Raw genomic sequence first — 20,188 nt, 5'->3', positions numbered from 1 at the left:
GAAATTATCCCTACGTTCAGCGCGTTTAAATCCTCCAATAATCTAAATTATGCATGCACATTTCTGAGTGCAGTCAGTTTCAGACGGAGTCTTTTTAGTCATGAAAAAAGTTGCAGTATTCGCAAAAGCAGCGGGGTTTATTGGATTTTACCGTTTGTACATTCTCTCGGCATTTTTAATACTGTTAACTATTGTTATCGTGTATTGGCGTGACTTCGAAATTCTTGTAAACGAAGCCTTACAGAGCGAAGCTACAAGCCACATCATTTTAGTTCCTTTCTTCGTAGGCTTTCTTCTGTACCAAAAGAAAGATTTGGTAAAGGCTTCATTTATCTTGGAAAAGTTTCGTAAAAAAACGGTGGCTAAGTATTTAGATGAAGTTGTAGGTGTAGCTTTGTGCCTTGTCGCCTTCCTCTTTTACTGGTACGGCTCTTACACCTTCTATCCGTTGGAGTATCATCTTTTTTCCCTTCCCATATTCATCGCAGGCACAATATTGATCTTGTTCAGCTGGAAAACTTTCCTTGTACTAATCTTCCCCATTCTCTTTCTATTATTTCTCATACCCATCCCCGCAGAAATCACATACACCATCGGAGGAGTCATGGCTAACTTCAACACCCAAACATCCTACACATTACTAAGCGCTCTAGGTTTACCAGTTACCCTGCAATCTTCCTACGGGCCACCAACGATTGCAGTTGCCACTTCTTCAGGTCAACTCATCTATTTCGCAATAGATGTACCATGCTCAGGAATATACTCGCTAACCGCTTTCATAATGTTCGCCACTTTCTTGGCATATATCGTGATTGCCCCACTTTTCAAAAAAGCTGCTCTATTCGTACTCGGCTTTCTAGTCTTTGAAGCAACGAACATCTTTCGCATAACAACGATTGTCTCTATAGGATACTGGCTCGGCGAAGAAATTGCTATGATAATATTCCACACCGTTACTGGGTGGTTGCTAATTCTCGTTGGAATGCTCTTCATTCTCTTCGTAACAGAAAAACTCTGGAAAGTGCAAATCTTCCAATCATCACAAGGCCAACAAACATGTTCAATGTGTAACACAAGCCTGAAAAACCTTGAGACTTTCTGTTCGAAATGCGAAAGGTTTCTAGGCTCGACTTACTCAAAAATTTCTTCAAAGTTTTGGGCAAAACTCATCCTTCTCTTGCTCGGCACTTACCTCGTTACCCTGAGCATCCAAGCACCCACATTCGCCATTGCACAAGGAGTTATAGAAGTTACATCGAGTTCAAGCTGGGAAAACGCTACAAACGTTTTTCCAGAAATCCCGGACTACCAACTAAGGTTTCTTTACCGAGACACAAACTACGAAAAAATAGCCGGTCAAGATGCCTCACTTCTCTACGCCTACTTTCCAACCAACATGTCAAACCCAACAATATACGTAGACTTAGGCGTTGCCAGCACCATCTCAAACCTCCACAGTTGGGAAGTATGCCTAATAACATGGCAAACCTCCCAGGGTCGCTATCCTCTCGTATCTGTGTTAGATAAAAGAGACACACAACTGCTGCAAGACGTCCCAATCATCGCACGCTATCTAGTTTTTGAAACCCCTGCCAACTATACTCAAGTTACTCTTTATTGGTACGAAAAAGCAACATTCAACACAGGCCTCACAGTAGAGCAAAAATATGTTCGAATCAGCTTAATCATCATGACACTCAACTCCACAATGTATCCACAATTTGAAAACGAACTACTAACATTCGGACAATCCATCGCATCCTACTGGGAACCACTTAAAAGCCAATCTCTAATCTCCATTGGCATTCCCATGCAACAAATGCTCCTAGGTTTGGCAATTGCTTTTGTGGCAGTCACAAAAACTGCAGAATACACGAATGAATGGAGAAAGAAAAGCAACAACTTAAGAATCTTTAACAATTTTGCCTCAAAAGACGAAAAACTTGTGCTCCAGACAATCCAAGAGTTATTCAAAGAGAAAAAAATCGTGCAAACCAAAACTATAGCTTCAACCTTAACTTCAAAGACTGACACAGCCCTGGAGCGTAGCAATCTGATTAACATATTGAATCGATTAGAAGAATACGGACTTGTCAGAAGAGACATCGTTAACATTCGCGGCAAACCCGTCCTAGTGTGGAAACCGTAAACCTTCTTTGAATTAATCAACGCCTAAAAGATCGAATGCGTACATAAATGAATTGGAAACTTTAAAAGATAAAGCTACATTAATTGCTCACGAAAGATATGGCACTTGACAAAACCGGAAAATCACAGAAAAAACAAAAAACTGAAGACAAATCAGCGGAGCTATCAACTACTCAATACCTAGTAGAAACAGTCAAACAACTTCAAGCTGAAAACGAAAACCTGAAACTCGAACTAACAAAGTCCAGACGGATCCCTTCAGGCAAAATCGGAATAATCTTCCTAATTCCAGGCATATTATCCCTTGCCTTCTCAATATATACAACCTCATCCGTACTGGCCTTTATAGGCCTAGGCCTAACCTTCTGGGGCGCCCTATTCTTCTTCGTCCGACCCATAAAATACGTCCAAAGCACCCTCCTAGACTCCACCGCAATCACAACATACTCAACAATCGACCGAATAATCAAGGACCTCAACTACAAAGGAAAAAGCTTCTACATACCACCCTACCCAAAAGACATCTATCTCCCAGAATACCTCAAAGGCCTCAAAAACATGATAGTCTTCATATCCGCTGACAGCGACGCCAGCATGCCCTCCATAGAAGAAATGGCAAAAAGCCGCTTTCTCCTCGAAAACCCGAAAGGAATAAGCATCGCCCCACCCGGCTTAGGCCTACTAGCCCTCTTCGAAAAAGAACTAAAAACAGACTTGACCCGCCTCAACCTCAACGAACTATGCGACAGCCTGTCAAACATAATCCTCGAACACTTCCAACTAGCCAAAGAAATCGAAATAAAACCCGAAAAAAACACAGCCCACTTGAAAATCGTAGACTCAACCTACAAAGACCTGTACAGCAAAGAAGAAAACCTAAAAAGCATACACTTACTCGGATGCCCAATCGTAAGCGCCATAGCATGTGCAATAGCCAAAACCACCGGCAAAATGGTCACAATCGCAAAAGACGAAGTATCACTCGACAACCAAACCATTCAAGTTTGGCTTCAAATCCTAGGAGCCTAGAAATGAACTTCCCACTGTCAACATCTGACATCGGACTCTGGCTGGCAATAACAGCAATAATCCTACTCGTGACCTCTGAGCTCTTATCTTCCCCCACAACATACCTCAGCGACATCGTCATCGAAAGAACCCGCCTAAGACTGATATCCATCGGAGTCGGCATGGCATTCATGCTCACAGTATTGCTACGAATTTTTCAACCTTTCTAACTCGTCAAAATAACCCTACGCTACAATAACCCTTCTTATCCCTAAAAACTGGACTCAACCGATTTCTGCAACAAAACATGCTTCGGTTGAATCCCCAGCGATAGCCTTTCAGAAATGCCCCACAATCAAAATTGCAACAAACACTAACCAATGCGAAGACACCCACCAAATTCACGATATGCGCTAGCGTAGAATGCGAATAGTACTGTTCAACTACACATGTGTTTCAATTACCACATCGAAGCTGAACGCCGTTATATCTCTAACATCCCAAGACAGAGACAAAATCAACGCAACACGTATCGCACCATCAACCCCAATAGGTTGACCTTGATAATCACTAGTAAAATTTATGTAATGCTCCACCTCAGGCGACGACCAGTTGGCAGCCCAAATCGACAAAACCAACTCCGAGTTTCCCTCATTCCTCACATAAACATCCACAGTCTTGTTTTCACCAGGTTCAATAATACCCCAATCAATAGCTTCCACAGGGCTTGTACAGTCAACGTCCCAGTAAACACCAATATCAATCGACTTAACAATTGCAGTGTTCCGAAAAACCACAAACTGCGTGCTTGCAGTGTTCGCTATCAAAAATCCATTCACTATCGCTAATACAATAAGGAGTTTAAATATTGGAGGCAAAGCTGAGAAAACATCCTTTGCAACGGACGGCGAGAACCTTCCCAGCAACTTTCTCCCAAAAACAACAATTATGCGAACCAAACTAATATGTTTTGCTCACATCCAAAGCTGAAACAAGAAGTCAACCTCCCACTCGTACTCCTACTCTCAATGATACCCGACGTAGACATACTAATCCCCGGCGTGGAACACCGAACCATAACCCACTCAATCATAACTGCAACAGCAATATTCACCCCACTCTTCATTCGATACAGAACAGAAATTACTTGAGCAAAAGCATCCTTCTATTCAAGACAAAAAAAACCTGTTTACAGGTTACCAGAAAACATTTTTAAGTCCGGCAATCCAATACTTTCCTGGTGAACAGCCTTGAGTCTGACTATGCAAACCCGAATCGGAAAAAAATACGCCATCTACATACCGAAGGCCGTGGTCAAGACCCTCGGACTAAAAGAAGGACAAAAAATATCACTACGAATCGTTGGAAACACACTCGTCATAGAAAGTATCCAAGATCCTATTCACCTGGCCCTTTCAGGCGAAAGGTTTGCATCCATAACCCACGATCAAATCGAGGAAATAAGCATTGAAGAACAAGCAATCCACACTAAGCATTCTCCTTGACACATCATTTATACTTCCAACCCTTGGAATAAACGTAGGCAAAGAGGTTTCAAAGGGACTGAAAAAACTTGATGAAACAAACGCAAAAATATACTATTCCCAATTCAGCATTTTAGAATCACTATGGGTAACATCCAGATTTTTAACATCACAAACATTCAACGAAGAACGCTTCAAAATCGGCCTCAAAAGCATAATGAAAGCCGACAGATACACGAAGGTAGATGAAAACCCAGAAATATTCAACGAAGCCTTGAGACTACAGAAACTGGGCCACAAGGACATGATAGACAACATATTATACTCAACCTCGCTCCACCTCAACCTCAAACTCTTAACATTAGACACACAACTCAAAAAGTTCATCGGCGATAAAGGGCTGAAAGACACACTAATATCGCCAAACCAAATAACTAAACCATCATAACAAAAAACCTCCCATAACACTTTTTCAAACACGCCTTCACCAAGTAACTGTCAGTAATCACACGCTTTATTAGGAAACAAAGATTATTTTAGCGAAAGCATTCTCTCGTTTGGAGCGCAAAGACCACGTTTGCAGTAGGCCACCTATCACTCGGCTACCTCTCAGCTAAAATATCAGCGAAGCTTCTCAAACAAAAAATCAATCTACCACTAATATTTCTACTCTCACTAATACCCGACGTAGACATACTAATCCCCGGCGTGGAACACCGAACCATAACCCACTCAATCATAACTGCAACAGCAATATTCACCCCACTCTTCATTCGATACAGAAGCAAAGCAATACCCTATTTCGCCGCACTAGCACAACACAGCCTAATCGGAGACTTCATAACAGGCGGTGCACAAATGCAAGGAGCCCAACTTCTCTCGCCTATAACCTCAACATGGTACGGCCTGCCAATCAGCATACTAAGCCAAACCAACATAATCCTAGAATGGAGCAGCTTCCTAGTCGCAGGGGCGGTAATGCTCAAAACAAAAGACATACAAAAGCTACTGAAAAGCCATCTGCCACACCCATATCTTTCTATACTCGCCCTAACAGTTTTGTTCCCTTCACTCCTCTACTTCCCCGTTTCAGTCCCCTTTGAACTTGCGCATGCATATACGCTTTTAATTCCACATATCGCTTACTTAATTCTCTTTACACTGTCCATAATCAACGTTTTCAAATCGATTCAAAGAAAACCATTTTCGACACGTACAACCTCGCAAAATCCGAATCTCTACTACCAACCAAACGAAACAAATAGAAAACTCGAACACATTTTCTAGTACAACATAACCGAAACCTTTAAACTTCTGCCTCCAAAATGAGAGACCAGAAAGGGTGAACATATGCAAAAGAGCAGGCACATTCTAACGGCCATAGCATTCGCTGTAGTAATAATTCTGTCTCTAGCACAACAAACGTATGCAATAAACGTATACGTCGCAAAAGAAGACGGCACCACAGCAAGCACCTTCGAAATGGGCGAAAAAGTAAGAATAATCACTTATTCAACAAAAACCCCATTTGACATCACCGTTATAGACCCCGAAGGTAAGACCCGCTACAAAGAAACTTCTTACACCCATGATTATGACAAAATAATAAACGGAATCACAGACAAAGCTGGACGCTGGGAAGTAATAGTCACTGAACAAACAGGAGACACAATACCCAAAACAACCTCTATTCCGCCAACCTCTACTCACTATACCACTACCATCAACAACGTGGTCCCCGAGGTTCCCCTAGGAACAATAACAATCCTCATAGCATTTCTTGCAGCCTTCGGAATAATAGCATTCCGAAATAAAGTTACTCCAACGCGCACAAAACGCAAAAACCACACCACACAAAAATAAACTATTCCAAATATCTCAGCACCATTTACTTGCAAGTACAAACACTTTTAGACCAGTAGCATCAGATTCCCTCAGCAATTCTGCAAACCAGCCACTGCAGCTGAGGCGATCCTAGATTAGGCTCTGGAAAACATTTAAACTACGGAATCGTTTGAAAATTCTGAAAGGTTTCTCTGTCACCAATAAAAAAAAGGAAAACATGGGTTTAAAGAACATGGGAGATTTTGAATGTGCTACTCGATGCCTGTTATAGTTATGTCGAAGCTGAAGCTATCAATCTCACTGATATTTGATGCCACTGACAGGGTTAAGACCGCTTCTAGAACCGAATTAGCATTAACTTGGCTGCCTTCGCTGCTCCAACTTAACGTTATGTACGTTGAAGCTGAAGAAGGGATCCAGTTGTCGGCTGTCATGTTCAACGTCATAGGGACTGTGCCTTCATTTTGAATGTAGATGGTGACGTTTTGGCTTGCGCCAGGCTCCATATAGCCCCAATCAATTGTTGATACTTCGTTTATGCACGCGTTTTCCCAGTAGACGCCTACTCCTATGGAGTTGACGTTGCCTTGGTTGTTGATTGTTTTGCTTCCGAACAGTAGTCCGGAAGTTATGACTACTGCTGTGACCGCCATGGTTATGACTGTTAGGAGGATTATTGTGGAGAATCTTTGGTTGAGCATTTTCTCGACCCAAAGCATATGAAATCTGAAGTCTTAATAAACATTCTCGTAGAAACGTCGCACACAAATACACCCACAACACCATCCACACGTCAAAAAACGACGCCTCACCTTCCCAAATCAACCAAACTGTTCTACTCAACAAGAAAACTATCAAGACCATTTCACAAGCGTCAAGCCAAATGTGCGCGCGAAAATATGTCGCCCCACGGAATATAGAATCTTACGAAACACCCCTTTTAACCTGCCTCACCCGTGAATGTTATAGACGATATTTCTAGACAAGGTGTATAGATTGATAAACTGGGACAACCCACGCAAACGTAGAGACCGCTTATTTATCATTGCAGAAATGCTCGACATCGCCAAAGATGGAGCATTAAAAACTCAAATCATGTACAAAGCTAACCTAAGTTTTGCCCAATTGAACACGTACCTTAAATTGCTGTTGGAAACACAGCTACTTGAAATCATAGATAGAAAGGGAAAGAACATTTACAGGACAACGAAGAAAGGCTGTGAATACATGCAAAGCTACAAAGAAATCATTGAAATCTTAAGCAACAACACTAACAACAATAACTGCCCCCGCATCAAAGGCGGACCGACGATATACTGGATAAAAAAACCTTAACACCATGGCTCACCTAGCGTACCCTTTTATAAATTCTCAGTCTGAAATGCCAAAAAAGAAAAAAGAGGTTATTGAGTTCCCACGATGTTTACTGTTCTTCTTTTCCAACGGACAGCTAGAACAGCCAAAGTAATGATTGACGCCGTGCCCACTAGCAGCAGAAGCAACCCAGGAGTTATCAGTGTTGGGATAGTTTCCAGCCCCAACAACTGTTTAAGCTCTTTGAAGCCAATCTTCTCCTGCTCGCCCAGTATTTCAATTGTTTTCCGACGGGCAGGGTCTCGAAGCAGAGTATAGTAACGGGATTGCTCGTCCATAGGTAGGCACCACAAGTTGTCTCCTAAGATGGCCACGTAAGGTATTTATGGCTTAGCATCATGTTTTCCTGTTGGAATATTATATTTTGAGGAATAGGACTTATTTTACGTTCAAACCGTAGTTTCCTATTGAAGGGAGAAAGGTGGCGGTTCCAAAGCCAAAAACCAATCGTCTCTATTATCCACTATTAGTGCTACCTTTCATCTTGGCATTCGCTTCCTGGTGGGGCTTCCCCGTCTTGGCTCAGTGGCTATCAATGACAGTGTTTGGATACGAGCCTTTGCTTCAGCCCGCAGGTTGGCTATGGCATGCCACTGTTGCACTATATTATTCATGGTTTACTTTCCTAGCCATCGGAGTTGGAGGCTTGTTAGCGGTTAGCGCATGGCTGTCACGGCGCCACGCGAAGCGACAGAATGTTGGATTTTATCCTATGGTATCATTTGTCGTGCCAGCCTTTAATGAGGAGAAAAAGTTGCCACGGTGCATTGACAGCTTGTTCCGGTGTGCAACTGAGTATCCTGGACCTGTAGAGGTTATTGTCATAGATGACGGAAGTATTGATGCTGGTTATGAGGTGGCCTTTGCAAGTTTACAGTTGAACACGCGGCGGCATCCGAAGGTTAAGGGGCGAGTTGTGCGGCATATGGCGAATTTAGGGAAGACTGAGGCTTTGCGAACCGGCGTGAATCGTGCTTTGGGCCAAGTTGTTGCGGTTGTGGATGCAGATTCTTGGTGGCATAAGGACGCGCTGCGAGGTCTAGTGGAATATATGCTTAGAAATGGAAAGGTAGCGGTTACTGGTTATGTTCATCCCAGCGACGGCGAGGCTGAGGCTAATCCGCTTGTAGTTTTGCAGCAGCTAGAATATAGTCAAGGGCTAAGCGTTTTTCGGTGTGCACAGGCCTTGGGAAACGCTGTCTTAGTAGTTCCCGGGGCGATTGGACTATTTAGGGCAGATGTACTCAGGGACATTTTGAATAGTAGAAGGTTGAAATCGGTCACCGAGGATTCTGAGATTACATTGGAGCTGCAAAAGCGCGGTTACGGAGTGGGATATTTGAATGCAGCGCGGTGCGGAACTATTGCACCCAGAGATCTTGATAGCTTTTGGAGTCAGCGGCTTCGATGGTTCGTTGGCTGGCTGCACAACGTATTAGGGGTTCATCGAGATATTTTGCTGGAGAGACGTTGGCTAAGTTTGCTCCTATGGTATTGTCTAGTTGTGGAATATTTTGGGGCCTTCGTGGAGTTCGCCGCAGTCATCAGTTTCCCGCTTTTGTTCTGGTTTGCACCCGACAGGATTCTGTTTGTACTCAACCTGCTGTGGTTCGGCGGTTATGCGTTACTCGTAGGCATGATGGCTCAGGCGGTTGCGCTGCGGTTTGCGTATGGAGAGTATAATCACAAGTGGCTGTTGTATTATACACCGTTTTATTCGATTTTGTGGTTCGTCAACTTGTGGGCGCGGATGTTTAGCGTAGTGAAGTATGCCTCTGGGTATAGAGGGAACTGGCACACAACAAAACGAAGAACAACCAAACAGCTAACCCGCCATTAAAGCTTTCAGTCTTCAACAGCATACATCATTGCAGATAAAGTCGCGTGTTCATCCAATCGTTTTGAACTCCCGTTGCATGATAAATTATGTTATGCCACGATTCCGCTCAGCTGGTTACGCGCTCCAACCAGAAACCACTAAAAGCACAAATACAAACCTAAAATATGCGAAGAGAATAAAAATGAAGCGCAGTAAATAAGGAAGACACGGAGAAAACAACAAAATGAACCAACTCACAATAAAATACGAACCCTTCAAAGAAATCATAGTCATTGAACGCACCCAATTCCCAACACCAGACGATCTGGCACGATTCACAAGCATCATCGCTGGAGGAAAAACAGCAGGCATATACTGGGCCCGAGGTATAGCTTTCATCTACTTCCCCCTGTCCATAAACACCGAAGCAGCCGCAAAAGAACTCATAGAAAAAAGAAGAATCTACTGGGCCTTCCTAAGCTACACCCCCATGCCAACCTACAAACCCATAATCGAAACAAAAGAAAAAATAATAGTCCCAGTCATCGACATGTCAACCAACCCCTTGTTCCAAAAAGTAGCTGAATGGCTGAAAACCCAGAAATAACCGAAAGCAGACCTACAAGCTGGCAATCAAGTCTTCTACGTCGAAGGTCAACAAATGAACACAGTCACAATAAAAGGAACAGTATTCAGCGGCGAAGGAACTGGAAGCCAATTTGTCAGAATCCCTTGGGCAACAAAGCAAATCAAAGAAAAACTAAGCTTCAACCCTTACTTTGGAACATTAAACATTCACCTTCAAAAAAGAGAAACAAAAAAACTAGAAAAAATCTTAAAAGAGTCTAAAGGCACCAAAATCATCCCAGCAGAGGGTTTCTCTCAAGCCCAATGCTTCAACGTATTGATAATGAACAAAATCAAAGGAGCCATTGTCCTCCCCGAAAAAACAAACCATCCACCCAACGTCCTAGAAATCATTGCACCAGTTCATCTACGCAACACACTATCGCTAAAGGACAGCGACGAAGTCAAACTAACAATATACTTAGACACCAACATCAAAAGCTAACGCCATGTCTCTTCGCATAGATCTCCAAATAATCATCAAAGCAATCTATCTTCCTCAAATACTCGCCATAATACACCAACGCAGTCATCGCTCGCGCCGCGTCTTCCGGTGTAGAGTAAGCCGGAATTCCCAGCTTTTCAAATCTTGAACGGATAAACAATGCCATCTCTGTCTCTCCAATGTCACAGGCAACAACAGGCTTCGTATAACTCTTCGCCAAATTCGCTATTCGGTCCACAAAATCTTCCTGCAAAGCGGGAGTATGATGCAAACCCAACACAATTAAACCGTCAACTTCAGGTGCATCTAACAAAATCCTTGCTGAGAGCTCAAACATCTCAGAAGTTGCAGAACCCGTAATATCAACCGGATTCAAGTTGGTCGCAAACTTGGGCAGCCCTCCCTCCCGTTTCAACTTTTCAAACTTTTCAAGAACCTCATCAGATAACGTTTTAACCATTAAACCCCGTAACTCACACTCATCAACAGCCATCACACTTGGCCCTCCCGCATCAGTAAGAATTCCAATGCTATTTCCAGCAGCCGGCGGCTGAAAAGTAAAAGCTTTGCCAACATCAAAAAACTCCTCCATATCCTTAACGCGAATGACACCCACTTGAGCAAAAGCCGCATCATAGATTTTGTCCGATCCTGCAATGGCTCCTGTATGAGAAGCAGCAGCTCTAGCACCAGCCTTAGTTCTCCCGCTCTTTAAGGCAACTATTGGCTTTCTTTTTGTAACTTTCTCCGCAGCTTTCATGAATTCCCTACCAGCTTCTATGGCTTCAGCATAAAGAAGTATCACCCACGTTTCGTCGTCATGAAGAAAGTATTCAAGCATTTCAGCCTCAGCTACATCACATTTATTTCCGAAACTCACGAACTTGCTTACACCCATCTGCATTCCACTCAAGTAATCAAGTGCAGCAACACCAAAAGCGCCACTTTGAGTAATCATTGCAAGATGTCCCGCCATAGGGCGAGGGGTTGCTATGAATTCGTCCCCAGTTGTTAACACTTTTGTTTCTGGTAAGAACAACATGTCGACTCCAGTGCTTATGTCGTAGACGCCAAGGCAGTTAGGTCCTAAAATTCGAATGTTAGCTTCATTTGCAACTGAAACTACAGCGTTTTCAAGTTCAGTCTTTCCAATTTCGCTGAATCCAGCGGTAATTATCACTGCAACTTTGACGCTTTTTGCAGCAGCATCTTTCATAACGCTGAGAACAGCCACAGCGGGCACAACAATTACAACAAGCTCGATTTCCCCATGTATCTTGGCTAATGAAGGATAAGTTTTGTATCCCAGAATGTGGGTTTCATGGGGGTTGACTGGATATAACTCTCCCTTAAATACACCTCTTCGCTTGTTTTCAGCGAAGTTCTTGAAAATTACATGCCCCGCCTTGTAGATTTTTTTGGAGGCGCCAACTACTGCAACTGATTTCGGGTTGAAAAACGTGTCCATCTGCTTAATTATTGAGCTCATCTTAGTTTCTCCAGTTTTGAGTCAGTGATACTTCAAGTAACTTATCTCACTATATGGGCTTTACGATGCGCACGCTTAGTCACTTACCTTCACTGAACTGGGAAAAAACACAAAACTAGACACGCACAAAATGTATCGATCTAACCACAACAATAGGCATGTGTTCTGTTTCTTCCAGCATTTTCCAAGAAACACCTGTTAAGGAAACGTTGAAAGTTTCAGCCATGCTCCAAATTGTCCTTCCCGCGCCAAAACCTCGAGCACGATCGGCCAACTCTGCAACCTTTAAAGCCTCTTCGATACCCATACTTATGCCAGCAAAAGCCAATGGAGTAGATCTTCTCTTTAAGTTCAAGACCCGCGCGACGATATAGCTAAGAAACCCACCTACAGACAGTATTCCCTTAATCGGCTTAGGTCTAGGAGTAAAATGAAAGTTTCCCCAAGAATACGTTTTATCAGTATCAACAATCATGACACCTACATTTTTATTAAGCTCTGCTTCTATGCTACAACGAATTCTTTCTGCCACACGATAACTGTTATTCAGAAGCAAACTAACATACGAGTACGGAAGATTGCTGCCATCAATTCCGCCTTCAGAACTATGCATTAACGCTTGCAAAAAGCCGCAATATTGCAACGCTACTTGTTTATGAGCACTACCTTCTTGGATAGGATAGTTTCTAAAGTGAAGAATCGCGCTCTTTCGCAAGTGGCAGAGTGGCCCAAGAACATATGCCCAAACATATCGCATCCAATATTTAGCTAGAAAACATGCCGTCAAGCTTGGCTTCACTACACTTTCATCTACAATGTTGCCAATTGCTGTCGAAATAGCCTTTTCAGAAACTACTACAATGTCACCATCCTGGACCTTGCCTTTCAAATCCACAACCATTTTGGAAATATAGTCCACATTAGGCTTCCAGTACTGTGTCTTAACGGCTAAGGCTTTGTAGCGCTTCACAGTTAATCACAGCACAGATGACCGCTATCGATTACTTTGGCTAAGTGTTCTTTTAAGGAAATTGCAGAGTTGCGACACCTGCGGGTGTTCACCGGTTGGGCCGCTAATGTAATAAGCTGCAACAGCATTTGCAAACATAAGTCTCAGGTCAACTGGAAAATCGTTTGCGTCTGCATATATATTGCCTGCATTCCAAGCGTCACCAGAGCCTGTTGCCCGCAAAGCCTTAACATTGAAAGCAGGAACGACAGTGCTCTCATTTTTTGCAAAAGTAGCGGAATAGGTTGTGGCGTGGAGATCTATACGGCTGGTAAATCTTTGAGCTAGAATCTTCGCGCATTCTTTCGCAAGAGCCGACATGGACTTACATTGTTCTTGAAGTTTGGCCAATCGTTTAGGGGCTACATACTCAGCAAAGGTAATGACTTCATTTTCGTTTACGCTCAAGATATCTACCAAATCGCTGCGAAGCAAAATTTTCTCGACTAGTTCAGGTATTTTCGGTTTATTCGGAAGTGGGTCGGCAGTGTCATAGTAAGTTTTACCTCTGCCCTCAGTTTTAACATGGTAAAACACTGTCTCTGCAAGTGCTGTTCCGTGTCTTCGAGTACCAGCCCAGTTGAAAACACAAACATAATCAGTCTTCTCTAAGAGAGAAAAGTCTTCTTTTGTGAGGTTATTTGGACCGAATTTTTCTAAAGATCCGAGATCACGCAACATTACATTTTTCTTCTCTCTGCCTTGTGTGAATTCCAAGGCTGTTGTAAGGGAAACGGTGCCATTTACCTTAACGTACGATAGATCAATGTCTAATTGTTGAAGGCCTAGCTCGAGTAGCTTAAACCCAAGCTCACTTGTATGGACAATGGGAAACACATTCATGCCTAGAGAAGCCAGCGCCTCCGCAGTGTTAACAGCGTTACCGCCCCTAGTCTCCATTTGCGCCACATTATCTATACTCCCCCCCTTACGGTTCACAACTTCAGATATCCTTCTTGAAAAATGTCTCGCGTTTCCATTCCATGAGATGAAACGATCCAAAAAGAAGTCAGGCATCAAAACTACATTGAATGTTTCTGGTTTGAACCTGCTTAGATGGCTCATCAGTCCTTCTACATTTTGAGAAAAAGCTTTCAAGGACAAAGCTCCCTGAGAATGCATAAAACCCTTTCTGATAGATAACTTTTACATTTTTGTATGCACAAAGAAGTCTACCATAGTGTTAAATTTAGGAAATATTTCTAAAGTATCTATGGCAGTTGAAGAACTTTCATTGACTGAATTAGAATTTGTTGGTGATTGCAACGACGAGTTTAGCAGAATTATTAAGAAATATGTTGATGCTCATGAAGGAGTCACTTTAAGAGATCTCTTAAAATTCTTGTATCAGTCTGTTCTTGGGGCTCATCACATATTTGATATGATGGAAGAAAATGGAATTAAGAAATGGATCGAAAAAAATCTTAACGATGCTGAACCTTCAGACAGACCATTGACAGAAGAATTATATGGAAAAAAGTGGGTGAGAATCGATTTAGGGTCTTTTAAGAAAAAACATGGAAATAATTCTGAAAAGCTTTTTGAAATTTTTTTGAAAGGAAAGGAAGAGAAAAGAGGTTCTATGGATGAATTTTTGAGTTTCCAAGATGAATTGACGCAGCTCGTAAAGAACGGAAAAATTAAACCGTTATCTCATAGTAGTCTAGGAGATTTAGTGGGAGATTTTATCGTAAACTACAACCAGAAAGGTTGCCCACCACTTCATCATTCAAGGCTATATGTGGAGAAAAATCCCCCTTATCTAGTGGCATCGTCCAAAGCTGCAAAAGATATGTAAAGAAATATCTAGTCACGTGTTCACATCCTCCCCAGTGAATATGTTATCTAGTCTCTCTATCGTTGTTACCCCTCTTCTCAAGTGCTTCTAACCGCTTCATTAATTCGTCCATTTGCGGTGGAGCCATGCCCCAACCGTTAAGTCGCAGCTTTAATTCCTCTATGCGCTTATTCGCGGCCTGCAAGTTCTTTTCAAGCGTGTGCACGTCCTTTCTTGAAACGGTTCTAAGGTCTTCACTTAGGATGTTCAAGTAAGGCTCTGCCTGTTCAAACTGTTCTTGTGCCCATTCAGACCGGTTGAAAACTTTGTTGTACTGGTTTGAGTCGATGCTGTGACCTAAGAAGAATTCTGCCATGAATTGTTTGGCATCTGTTAAATTCCATTCTGTCCTGTACGTGTCTCTCATTTCGTGTGCATGAACCCTGTATCTGACAAGTTTGCTTCCAGCCTTCTTTTTTGATGATCCCCATTTTTACGGTGTGCCTTTTGAAGTAGCAACTAATTGATTCCCCGCTTATTAGAGCCCACTTTTCGGTGACGAAGATGGCTTCTTCCAGTTTGGGCAATGTGTCTTGTACTGTTCTGTCTTTTCGTGTAACTGTGCCTCTTACTTCTAGGTACTTCTTCAGTTTGTCAACGCCGTCTTTGCCGAAGAAGGTGAAGTAGCCGCCTTTAGGCTTCATGTAGCGGTGTTTGCGTCTAGGCAAGTCTACTCTGACTACTTGTTTTCCCTCGTCCAGTTGCTTCTTAACTTGCTGCCAGCAGTGAGTGTTAAAATACACCAGTTCATTCAGGCCCATGCTAGATTGAAACATGATGATGAAAATGGCTTGGTGGAATTTGTTGCTACTTAGAATAATGTTCTTCAATTCTTTGATGCTCATGTGTCCTTTAACGCTTTCTCTGGTTGCTCTTATCTTAAAGTTTATGTCGCGGGGCAAGGGCACGTGGTTGGAAGCGTAGAAGCTATAAATGGCGCTTTTAATCAGCATCTTCGTCGAGTACGTGCCTTCCCTCTCGTTCAAATATGAACGCAGCAGGTCAACTTGTTTGAACTGCGCTCTTTGTCGTACGCATTCATCCTGCATGTCTAGGAGCTGTTCTGGCGTTTTGTTTTTGAAGAGGTCTGGCCCTTTCTGGCTGACCCACGTAAAGTATTTGTGCGCGTAATAGAGATATCTGATTTGAGTTTTGGGTTGAAGGTTGCTTAGCCACCTGTTTATAGATGGGTGCTGCTTACTCCACTCTTTACGCTTCTCGCCAGCTAACATTGGGGACGCTTCAAGACTTGACGATGCCATTAAATTCTCGCCTCTTTGCTGCGAGGGCAAACTTGCATTATTTTTTTAAGGCATTCGTCAATGTTTTTGTTTACTTCTTCGTCCGTGACTGTGACTACGTTGAATCCTTGTTTTCTTAGTAGGTTTTCTCTCCAATCGTCTTTTTCTTGTTGTCGACTCCACTTATGGGTTTCGCCTTTCACTTCGACGATTGTGTTTGAGTGAACTAGAAAATCTACGGTGAACGTCCAAGCTTTGTCGTTGCCGTCTACGCATCGTATCATGTATTGGCTAAAGTAACGTAAGCCTTTCTTGGTCATTGCTCTTCGCAGAGTCATTTCGGCTCTAGTCGATTTTGGGGCTTTGAGGCGAACTGCTGTTTTAGTGTTCATTTTACGTTTCTTCATTATTTAGCCTTCTTGGTGTAGGTGGCTTAGAATTTTTATTTTGTAGCTCAACGAAGATTTCCCGCAACTTAACTCGGCGGCTTGTGACGGTTCATTGCTAATACCTTCGCTGGACACATAATCTACAACAAGAATACTGTCGAAAACCAGTGAAAGCTGAGCTCTTAGGCCTGGTCAATGAACCGACTGGCATTGGGTATGTCTGGCGACAGACCTCTCCTTTCTCTAATCGTCTTAATAACCTCGGCGGTTACATTCTCCGGTGCCTTTTCCCAATGATCAAAAGCGGTTTGCCAAAAAGCATGCCCTGAAGTAGCTGACCTCATTTCAGCAGACAATCCGAAAGTTTCAGCAACAGGAATGAACCCTGTAATCATCGTTAAAGGACCTTTCTGCTCCGAGGCAATGATACGCCCCCTCTTTCTAGTGATCAGACCAGAAACTTCACCAACCCATTGAGCTGCCACAGACACGCTGATCTTGTAGACGGGCTCAAGAATGACAGGGTTCGAAGACAAGAATGAGCCAAGAATTCCACGTCGAGCAGCTGGCATAACTTGGGCTGGGCCTCTATGCACAGGGTCCTCATGCAACGAGGCATCCATTAGCTTCACTTTCAATCCTCGAATGGGCTCTTCACACAGCGGCCCATTTTGGCAGGCCCACGTGAACCCTGAAATTATCATGTCTCGAATTTCCCGCAGATACTGTACGCCTTTTGTCAAGTCAACCAGAATATTTCTATGTTCTTCAAGTGCCCATATGTTTCTTGCCTGTTCAGTGGGCCAGCCAGCTTCTTTCAAAACAATGCCCATCTTCTTTCGCGCCATTTCCTCTGCTAAGTCACCCTTCTCAATCAACTGAATAATATTCTTTTCAAGTGGCTCCAGTTGTATCCAGAACTTATTATGTTTGTTCGGACTTTTTGCCATAACCACTGCGCTTGGCGACAGAGTTGATTCTCTGTAGACCACTAGTGGTTTGGACGTAATTATTTCGAAGTCCCCACCCGCGAATTCTCGGAGAAACTTCACTGCAATTTCTAGGTGAAGCTCGCCCATCCCACTTAGTAGGTATTCGCCGGTTTCTTTGTTTATGCTTGTTACCAAGTTGGGGTCTTCGATGGCTAGACGGTGCATGACATCGATGAGACGAGGTAAATCCCTAGGGTGTTTTGGTTCAATGGCTATTGTGATGACTGGTTCGGAGACGTATTTTATGCGCTCGAAAGGAACCATCCCATCTTTACTATTAACGCTTACCAGAGTTTCACCTGCTCTTGCCTGATCAAGACCTAGAACCGCAGCTATGTTACCCGCGTCTATCTGACCAACAACTTCTCTGAAAGCACCCATATACATGGAAACTTGCTGTACGCGATAGTCTCTTTTAGCGCCTACGAGGTATACTCGCTCTCCTTCCCTCACAACTCCGGAGAATAGGCGTCCTGTGGCTACTAGTCCGGCATGTGGATCCAGCTGTGCTAATGTAATGCACATCACTATCGGACCTTTAGAGTCAGCGTTCATCATGGCTTTTCCCAGTTCAGAGTCAATGTCGCCTTTCCAGACTTTTGGAATTCGGTATCTTTGAGCTTCCATGGGGTTTGGTAGATGCTTGACGACCATTGTGAGGATGGCCTTGAAAAGAGGCAGTTCTTGGACTAGCTCCTCGACTTTCTCGTTCTTGTAAGCATCTATTATGTCGTTGAACTTTATGTCTTTTTCTTTAGCGATATCGACGGTAAAACCCCAGCGGTGGAGAGCTGAACCGAAGGCAACTGTACCTTTTGCAACGTCAACTTTCCAGTTTTCTTTTTGTTCAGCCTCGCCATATAGGGCGATAAGGTTGTTGAAGTCACGTATTATGCGAGCAAGTTTTGCTTGGATTTCATCTGGACCTAGTTTGAGCTCTTTGATTAGGCGGTCGACTTTGTTTATGAATAATACGGGTTTTACGCGTTCGTTAAGGGCTTGCCGAGTGACCGTTTCGGTTTGAACCATGACTTCTTCAACTGCGTCCACGACCACTACCACTCCGTCTATGGCGCGCAGGGCACGTGTAACTTTTCCCGTAAAATCTACGTGGCCTGGAGTATCAATGAGGTTAATTAGGTATAGGGTGCCTTTTTCCTCGTGGAGAAGGCTGATGTTGGCGGTTTTTATTGTAATTCCTCGTTTTTGCTCTTCCTCAAGGTAGTCTAGGGCTCGGGCCACACCTGCGATTTTTGGGCTTAGGAGGCCCGCTTCAGTGAGAAGGCTATCTGTCATAGTTGTTTTGCCATGATCTATATGGGCGATTATTCCAATGTTCCGTATGTTCTCTTTTTTATCCATGAGCTTTAGGATATCTGCAATTTGTTTGAATCTTGGCATGCTTGTGAATCCCCTTTCAATTATGAGCTTAAAGGCTTGTAAGGATTGTCTCCTATTAACTTTACTGAGCACAACAGACATGTGGCTGTAGAAGTATGTGGCTTCCGGGATTAGACTCTCCATTATAGGCTCTAGATGATTGGCAAACACGTGAGAAAGGAAGAAGTTAAGGACATGCGGTGATTGTCCTACTTTAATTCTAGTTTTTTGTTCCTATACGTTCATATACTAGTCTGTCTATTGCCTTTATTACTATATACACAAAGAAGGCAGATATACAAAATGAGTACAGAACCAAACGTGATTTACGTCGGAAACAAACCTCCAATGAACTACGTCATGGCAGTCATTACAGGCTTTAACATGGGCAACACAACCGAAGTCACATTAAAGGCACGTGGCCGCGCCATAAGCACAGCTGTTGATGTCGCTGAAATCGTTCGCAACCGATTCTTCAAAGACACCAAAGTACACGCCATTTCCATCGGCACCGAACAAATCACACCCAGAGAAGGCGGCAACCCAAGAAACGTCTCAACAATGGAAATCACCCTTAAAAAAGAATAAGCAATTGAGACACCAAAAACCGCCTACCCATCTATTTTTTCTCCAACAATGAAATAAAAGTAGCATCAAGCTTAGCGCACTGAACAATCTTTCCCCTCCAACCCACAAGCAAAGCGTTGCTTACTTAGGAGGTGATCCGGCCGCAGGTTCCCCTACGGCCACCTTGTTACGACTTTTCCCCTCTCGCGAACCTCAGGCTCGACACAGCCACTAAGGACCGCGCCTCACCCAAAGCCCACTCGAGTGGAACGACGGGCGGTGTGTGCAAGGAGCAGGGACGTATTCACCGCGCGTTAATGACACGCGATTACTAGGCATTCCAGTTTCACGAGGGCGGGTTGCAGCCCTCGATCCAAACTACGACAGGCTTTAGGGATTACCATCCTCTCACGAGGTAGGAACCGATTGTACCTGCCATTGCAGCACGCGTGTGGCCCGGGGGATTCGGGGCATACTGACCTGCCGTGGCCCACTCCTTCCTCCGCCTTATCGGCGGCTGTCCTCCCAGAGTGC

24 protein-coding genes and 1 rRNA gene are annotated in these 20,188 nt (G+C 43.5%); 14 read left to right on the top strand and 11 right to left on the bottom strand.

Features of this window, described 5'->3' with window-relative positions:
• The first annotated feature begins 100 nt into the window (after positions 1-100).
• From KAU88_08160 to KAU88_08150, 3 genes are all read left to right on the top strand, one after another.
• Entirely contained in the window at positions 101-2,149 is a 2,049-nt protein-coding gene (locus tag KAU88_08160) for an exosortase/archaeosortase family protein (protein ID MCK4478480.1), read from the top strand.
• A gap of 83 nt (positions 2,150-2,232) precedes the next feature.
• Complete coding sequence (locus KAU88_08155; GenBank protein MCK4478479.1) at positions 2,233-3,177, top strand: hypothetical protein; 945 nt, start codon at positions 2,233-2,235, stop codon at positions 3,175-3,177.
• A gap of 2 nt (positions 3,178-3,179) precedes the next feature.
• On the top strand, positions 3,180-3,386 hold the full coding sequence (locus tag KAU88_08150) for a hypothetical protein (protein ID MCK4478478.1): 207 nt from the start codon (positions 3,180-3,182) through the stop codon (positions 3,384-3,386).
• A 213-nt stretch (positions 3,387-3,599) separates the two neighbouring features.
• On the opposite strand, the gene KAU88_08145 is transcribed toward KAU88_08150, so the two are convergent.
• Positions 3,600-4,082, bottom strand: a complete 483-nt coding sequence (locus KAU88_08145; protein MCK4478477.1) for a hypothetical protein — start codon at positions 4,080-4,082, stop codon at positions 3,600-3,602.
• A 39-nt stretch (positions 4,083-4,121) separates the two neighbouring features.
• Here KAU88_08145 and KAU88_08140 point away from each other — a divergent pair, with 39 nt between their 5' ends.
• From KAU88_08140 to KAU88_08120, 5 genes are all read left to right on the top strand, one after another.
• The gene (locus KAU88_08140; GenBank protein MCK4478476.1) at positions 4,122-4,307 is read left to right on the top strand and encodes a hypothetical protein; all 186 of its coding nucleotides are present in this window, start codon (positions 4,122-4,124) and stop codon (positions 4,305-4,307) included.
• A gap of 99 nt (positions 4,308-4,406) precedes the next feature.
• Positions 4,407-4,661, top strand: a complete 255-nt coding sequence (locus KAU88_08135; protein MCK4478475.1) for an AbrB/MazE/SpoVT family DNA-binding domain-containing protein — start codon at positions 4,407-4,409, stop codon at positions 4,659-4,661.
• Positions 4,624-5,088 (top strand): PIN domain-containing protein, encoded by a 465-nt coding sequence (locus KAU88_08130; protein MCK4478474.1) that lies wholly within the window; start codon positions 4,624-4,626, stop codon positions 5,086-5,088. Before KAU88_08135 ends, KAU88_08130 begins: the two co-directional genes overlap by 38 nt.
• Before the next feature lie 170 nt (positions 5,089-5,258).
• Positions 5,259-5,927, top strand: coding sequence for a hypothetical protein (locus KAU88_08125; GenBank protein ID MCK4478473.1), 669 nt, complete (start codon positions 5,259-5,261; stop codon positions 5,925-5,927).
• A gap of 63 nt (positions 5,928-5,990) precedes the next feature.
• On the top strand, positions 5,991-6,503 hold the full coding sequence (locus tag KAU88_08120) for a hypothetical protein (GenBank protein MCK4478472.1): 513 nt from the start codon (positions 5,991-5,993) through the stop codon (positions 6,501-6,503).
• A gap of 233 nt (positions 6,504-6,736) precedes the next feature.
• On the opposite strand, the gene KAU88_08115 is transcribed toward KAU88_08120, so the two are convergent.
• On the bottom strand, positions 6,737-7,204 hold the full coding sequence (locus KAU88_08115) for a hypothetical protein (GenBank protein MCK4478471.1): 468 nt from the start codon (positions 7,202-7,204) through the stop codon (positions 6,737-6,739).
• A 334-nt stretch (positions 7,205-7,538) separates the two neighbouring features.
• Here KAU88_08115 and KAU88_08110 point away from each other — a divergent pair, with 334 nt between their 5' ends.
• Positions 7,539-7,820, top strand: a complete 282-nt coding sequence (locus tag KAU88_08110; protein MCK4478470.1) for a hypothetical protein — start codon at positions 7,539-7,541, stop codon at positions 7,818-7,820.
• A gap of 68 nt (positions 7,821-7,888) precedes the next feature.
• Here the strand turns inward: KAU88_08110 and KAU88_08105 are convergent, their stop codons facing one another.
• Positions 7,889-8,137, bottom strand: coding sequence for a hypothetical protein (locus KAU88_08105; protein MCK4478469.1), 249 nt, complete (start codon positions 8,135-8,137; stop codon positions 7,889-7,891).
• Positions 8,138-8,280: 143 nt separating this feature from the next.
• Between KAU88_08105 and KAU88_08100 the strand changes: the two genes are divergently transcribed.
• The 3 genes from KAU88_08100 to KAU88_08090 all read left to right on the top strand — a co-directional run bounded on the left by KAU88_08100 (position 8,281) and on the right by KAU88_08090 (position 10,750).
• Positions 8,281-9,699, top strand: a complete 1,419-nt coding sequence (locus KAU88_08100) for a glycosyltransferase family 2 protein (GenBank protein ID MCK4478468.1) — start codon at positions 8,281-8,283, stop codon at positions 9,697-9,699.
• Positions 9,700-9,922: 223 nt separating this feature from the next.
• A complete protein-coding gene (locus tag KAU88_08095; protein ID MCK4478467.1) occupies positions 9,923-10,285 on the top strand; it encodes a hypothetical protein in 363 nt (120 codons plus the stop codon).
• A gap of 54 nt (positions 10,286-10,339) precedes the next feature.
• The gene (locus KAU88_08090) at positions 10,340-10,750 is read left to right on the top strand and encodes a CTP-dependent riboflavin kinase (protein MCK4478466.1); all 411 of its coding nucleotides are present in this window, start codon (positions 10,340-10,342) and stop codon (positions 10,748-10,750) included.
• On the opposite strand, the gene KAU88_08085 is transcribed toward KAU88_08090, so the two are convergent.
• The 3 genes from KAU88_08085 to KAU88_08075 all read right to left on the bottom strand — a co-directional run bounded on the left by KAU88_08085 (position 10,740) and on the right by KAU88_08075 (position 14,346).
• Positions 10,740-12,218, bottom strand: a complete 1,479-nt coding sequence (locus tag KAU88_08085; GenBank protein ID MCK4478465.1) for a CoA-binding protein — start codon at positions 12,216-12,218, stop codon at positions 10,740-10,742. The two genes, KAU88_08090 and KAU88_08085, sit on opposite strands and share 11 nt — an antisense overlap.
• 136 nt (positions 12,219-12,354) lie before the next feature.
• Positions 12,355-13,209 carry a coenzyme F420-0:L-glutamate ligase gene (locus tag KAU88_08080; protein ID MCK4478464.1) on the bottom strand — a complete coding sequence of 285 codons (855 nt, stop codon included), beginning with the start codon at positions 13,207-13,209 and terminating at the stop codon, positions 12,355-12,357.
• 24 nt (positions 13,210-13,233) lie between these two features.
• Positions 13,234-14,346 carry a hypothetical protein gene (locus KAU88_08075; protein MCK4478463.1) on the bottom strand — a complete coding sequence of 371 codons (1,113 nt, stop codon included), beginning with the start codon at positions 14,344-14,346 and terminating at the stop codon, positions 13,234-13,236.
• A gap of 115 nt (positions 14,347-14,461) precedes the next feature.
• Between KAU88_08075 and KAU88_08070 the strand changes: the two genes are divergently transcribed.
• On the top strand, positions 14,462-15,046 hold the full coding sequence (locus KAU88_08070) for a hypothetical protein (GenBank protein MCK4478462.1): 585 nt from the start codon (positions 14,462-14,464) through the stop codon (positions 15,044-15,046).
• 43 nt (positions 15,047-15,089) lie between these two features.
• Here the strand turns inward: KAU88_08070 and KAU88_08065 are convergent, their stop codons facing one another.
• From KAU88_08065 to KAU88_08050, 4 genes are all read right to left on the bottom strand, one after another.
• Positions 15,090-15,296: a hypothetical protein gene (locus tag KAU88_08065; protein ID MCK4478461.1), complete on the bottom strand. Its 207-nt coding sequence runs from the start codon at positions 15,294-15,296 to the stop codon at positions 15,090-15,092.
• Positions 15,297-15,333: 37 nt separating this feature from the next.
• Positions 15,334-16,347 carry a hypothetical protein gene (locus KAU88_08060; GenBank protein MCK4478460.1) on the bottom strand — a complete coding sequence of 338 codons (1,014 nt, stop codon included), beginning with the start codon at positions 16,345-16,347 and terminating at the stop codon, positions 15,334-15,336.
• Entirely contained in the window at positions 16,347-16,733 is a 387-nt protein-coding gene (locus KAU88_08055) for a DUF559 domain-containing protein (GenBank protein MCK4478459.1), read from the bottom strand. Before KAU88_08055 ends, KAU88_08060 begins: the two co-directional genes overlap by 1 nt.
• Before the next feature lie 164 nt (positions 16,734-16,897).
• Entirely contained in the window at positions 16,898-19,108 is a 2,211-nt protein-coding gene (locus KAU88_08050) for an elongation factor EF-2 (GenBank protein MCK4478458.1), read from the bottom strand.
• Positions 19,109-19,390: 282 nt separating this feature from the next.
• On the opposite strand from KAU88_08050, the gene albA reads away from it, so the two are divergent.
• A complete protein-coding gene (albA, locus tag KAU88_08045; protein MCK4478457.1) occupies positions 19,391-19,675 on the top strand; it encodes a DNA-binding protein Alba in 285 nt (94 codons plus the stop codon).
• Positions 19,676-19,801: 126 nt separating this feature from the next.
• Here albA and KAU88_08040 read toward each other — a convergent pair.
• Positions 19,802-20,188 (bottom strand): 16S ribosomal RNA (locus KAU88_08040); the annotation flags it as partial.

It is taken from the genome of Candidatus Bathyarchaeota archaeon, from assembly GCA_023131225.1.
Classification (GTDB): Archaea; Thermoproteota; Bathyarchaeia; order Bathyarchaeales; family SOJC01; genus JAGLZW01.
The sequence above is the reverse complement of the archived record's forward strand: the minus strand, read 5'-3'. Positions and strand labels throughout refer to the sequence as shown.

Bases quoted from the DNA above. Each gene is read 5' to 3' on its own strand.
- KAU88_08160 (MCK4478480.1), top strand. From the start codon at position 101: ATGAAAAAAGTTGCAGTATTCGCAAAAGCAGCGGGGTTTATTGGATTT.
- KAU88_08150 (MCK4478478.1), top strand. From the start codon at position 3,180: ATGAACTTCCCACTGTCAACATCTGACATCGGACTCTGGCTGGCAATA.
- KAU88_08140 (MCK4478476.1), top strand. From the start codon at position 4,122: ATGTTTTGCTCACATCCAAAGCTGAAACAAGAAGTCAACCTCCCACTC.
- KAU88_08120 (MCK4478472.1), top strand. From the start codon at position 5,991: ATGCAAAAGAGCAGGCACATTCTAACGGCCATAGCATTCGCTGTAGTA.
- KAU88_08115 (MCK4478471.1), bottom strand. From the start codon at position 7,204: ATGCTTTGGGTCGAGAAAATGCTCAACCAAAGATTCTCCACAATAATC.
- KAU88_08110 (MCK4478470.1), top strand. From the start codon at position 7,539: ATGCTCGACATCGCCAAAGATGGAGCATTAAAAACTCAAATCATGTAC.
- KAU88_08105 (MCK4478469.1), bottom strand. From the start codon at position 8,137: ATGGACGAGCAATCCCGTTACTATACTCTGCTTCGAGACCCTGCCCGT.
- KAU88_08095 (MCK4478467.1), top strand. From the start codon at position 9,923: ATGAACCAACTCACAATAAAATACGAACCCTTCAAAGAAATCATAGTC.
- KAU88_08090 (MCK4478466.1), top strand. From the start codon at position 10,340: ATGAACACAGTCACAATAAAAGGAACAGTATTCAGCGGCGAAGGAACT.
- KAU88_08085 (MCK4478465.1), bottom strand. From the start codon at position 12,218: ATGGACACGTTTTTCAACCCGAAATCAGTTGCAGTAGTTGGCGCCTCC.
- KAU88_08070 (MCK4478462.1), top strand. From the start codon at position 14,462: ATGGCAGTTGAAGAACTTTCATTGACTGAATTAGAATTTGTTGGTGAT.
- KAU88_08060 (MCK4478460.1), bottom strand. From the start codon at position 16,347: ATGGCATCGTCAAGTCTTGAAGCGTCCCCAATGTTAGCTGGCGAGAAG.
- KAU88_08055 (MCK4478459.1), bottom strand. From the start codon at position 16,733: ATGAAGAAACGTAAAATGAACACTAAAACAGCAGTTCGCCTCAAAGCC.
- KAU88_08050 (MCK4478458.1), bottom strand. From the start codon at position 19,108: ATGCCAAGATTCAAACAAATTGCAGATATCCTAAAGCTCATGGATAAA.
- albA (MCK4478457.1), top strand. From the start codon at position 19,391: ATGAGTACAGAACCAAACGTGATTTACGTCGGAAACAAACCTCCAATG.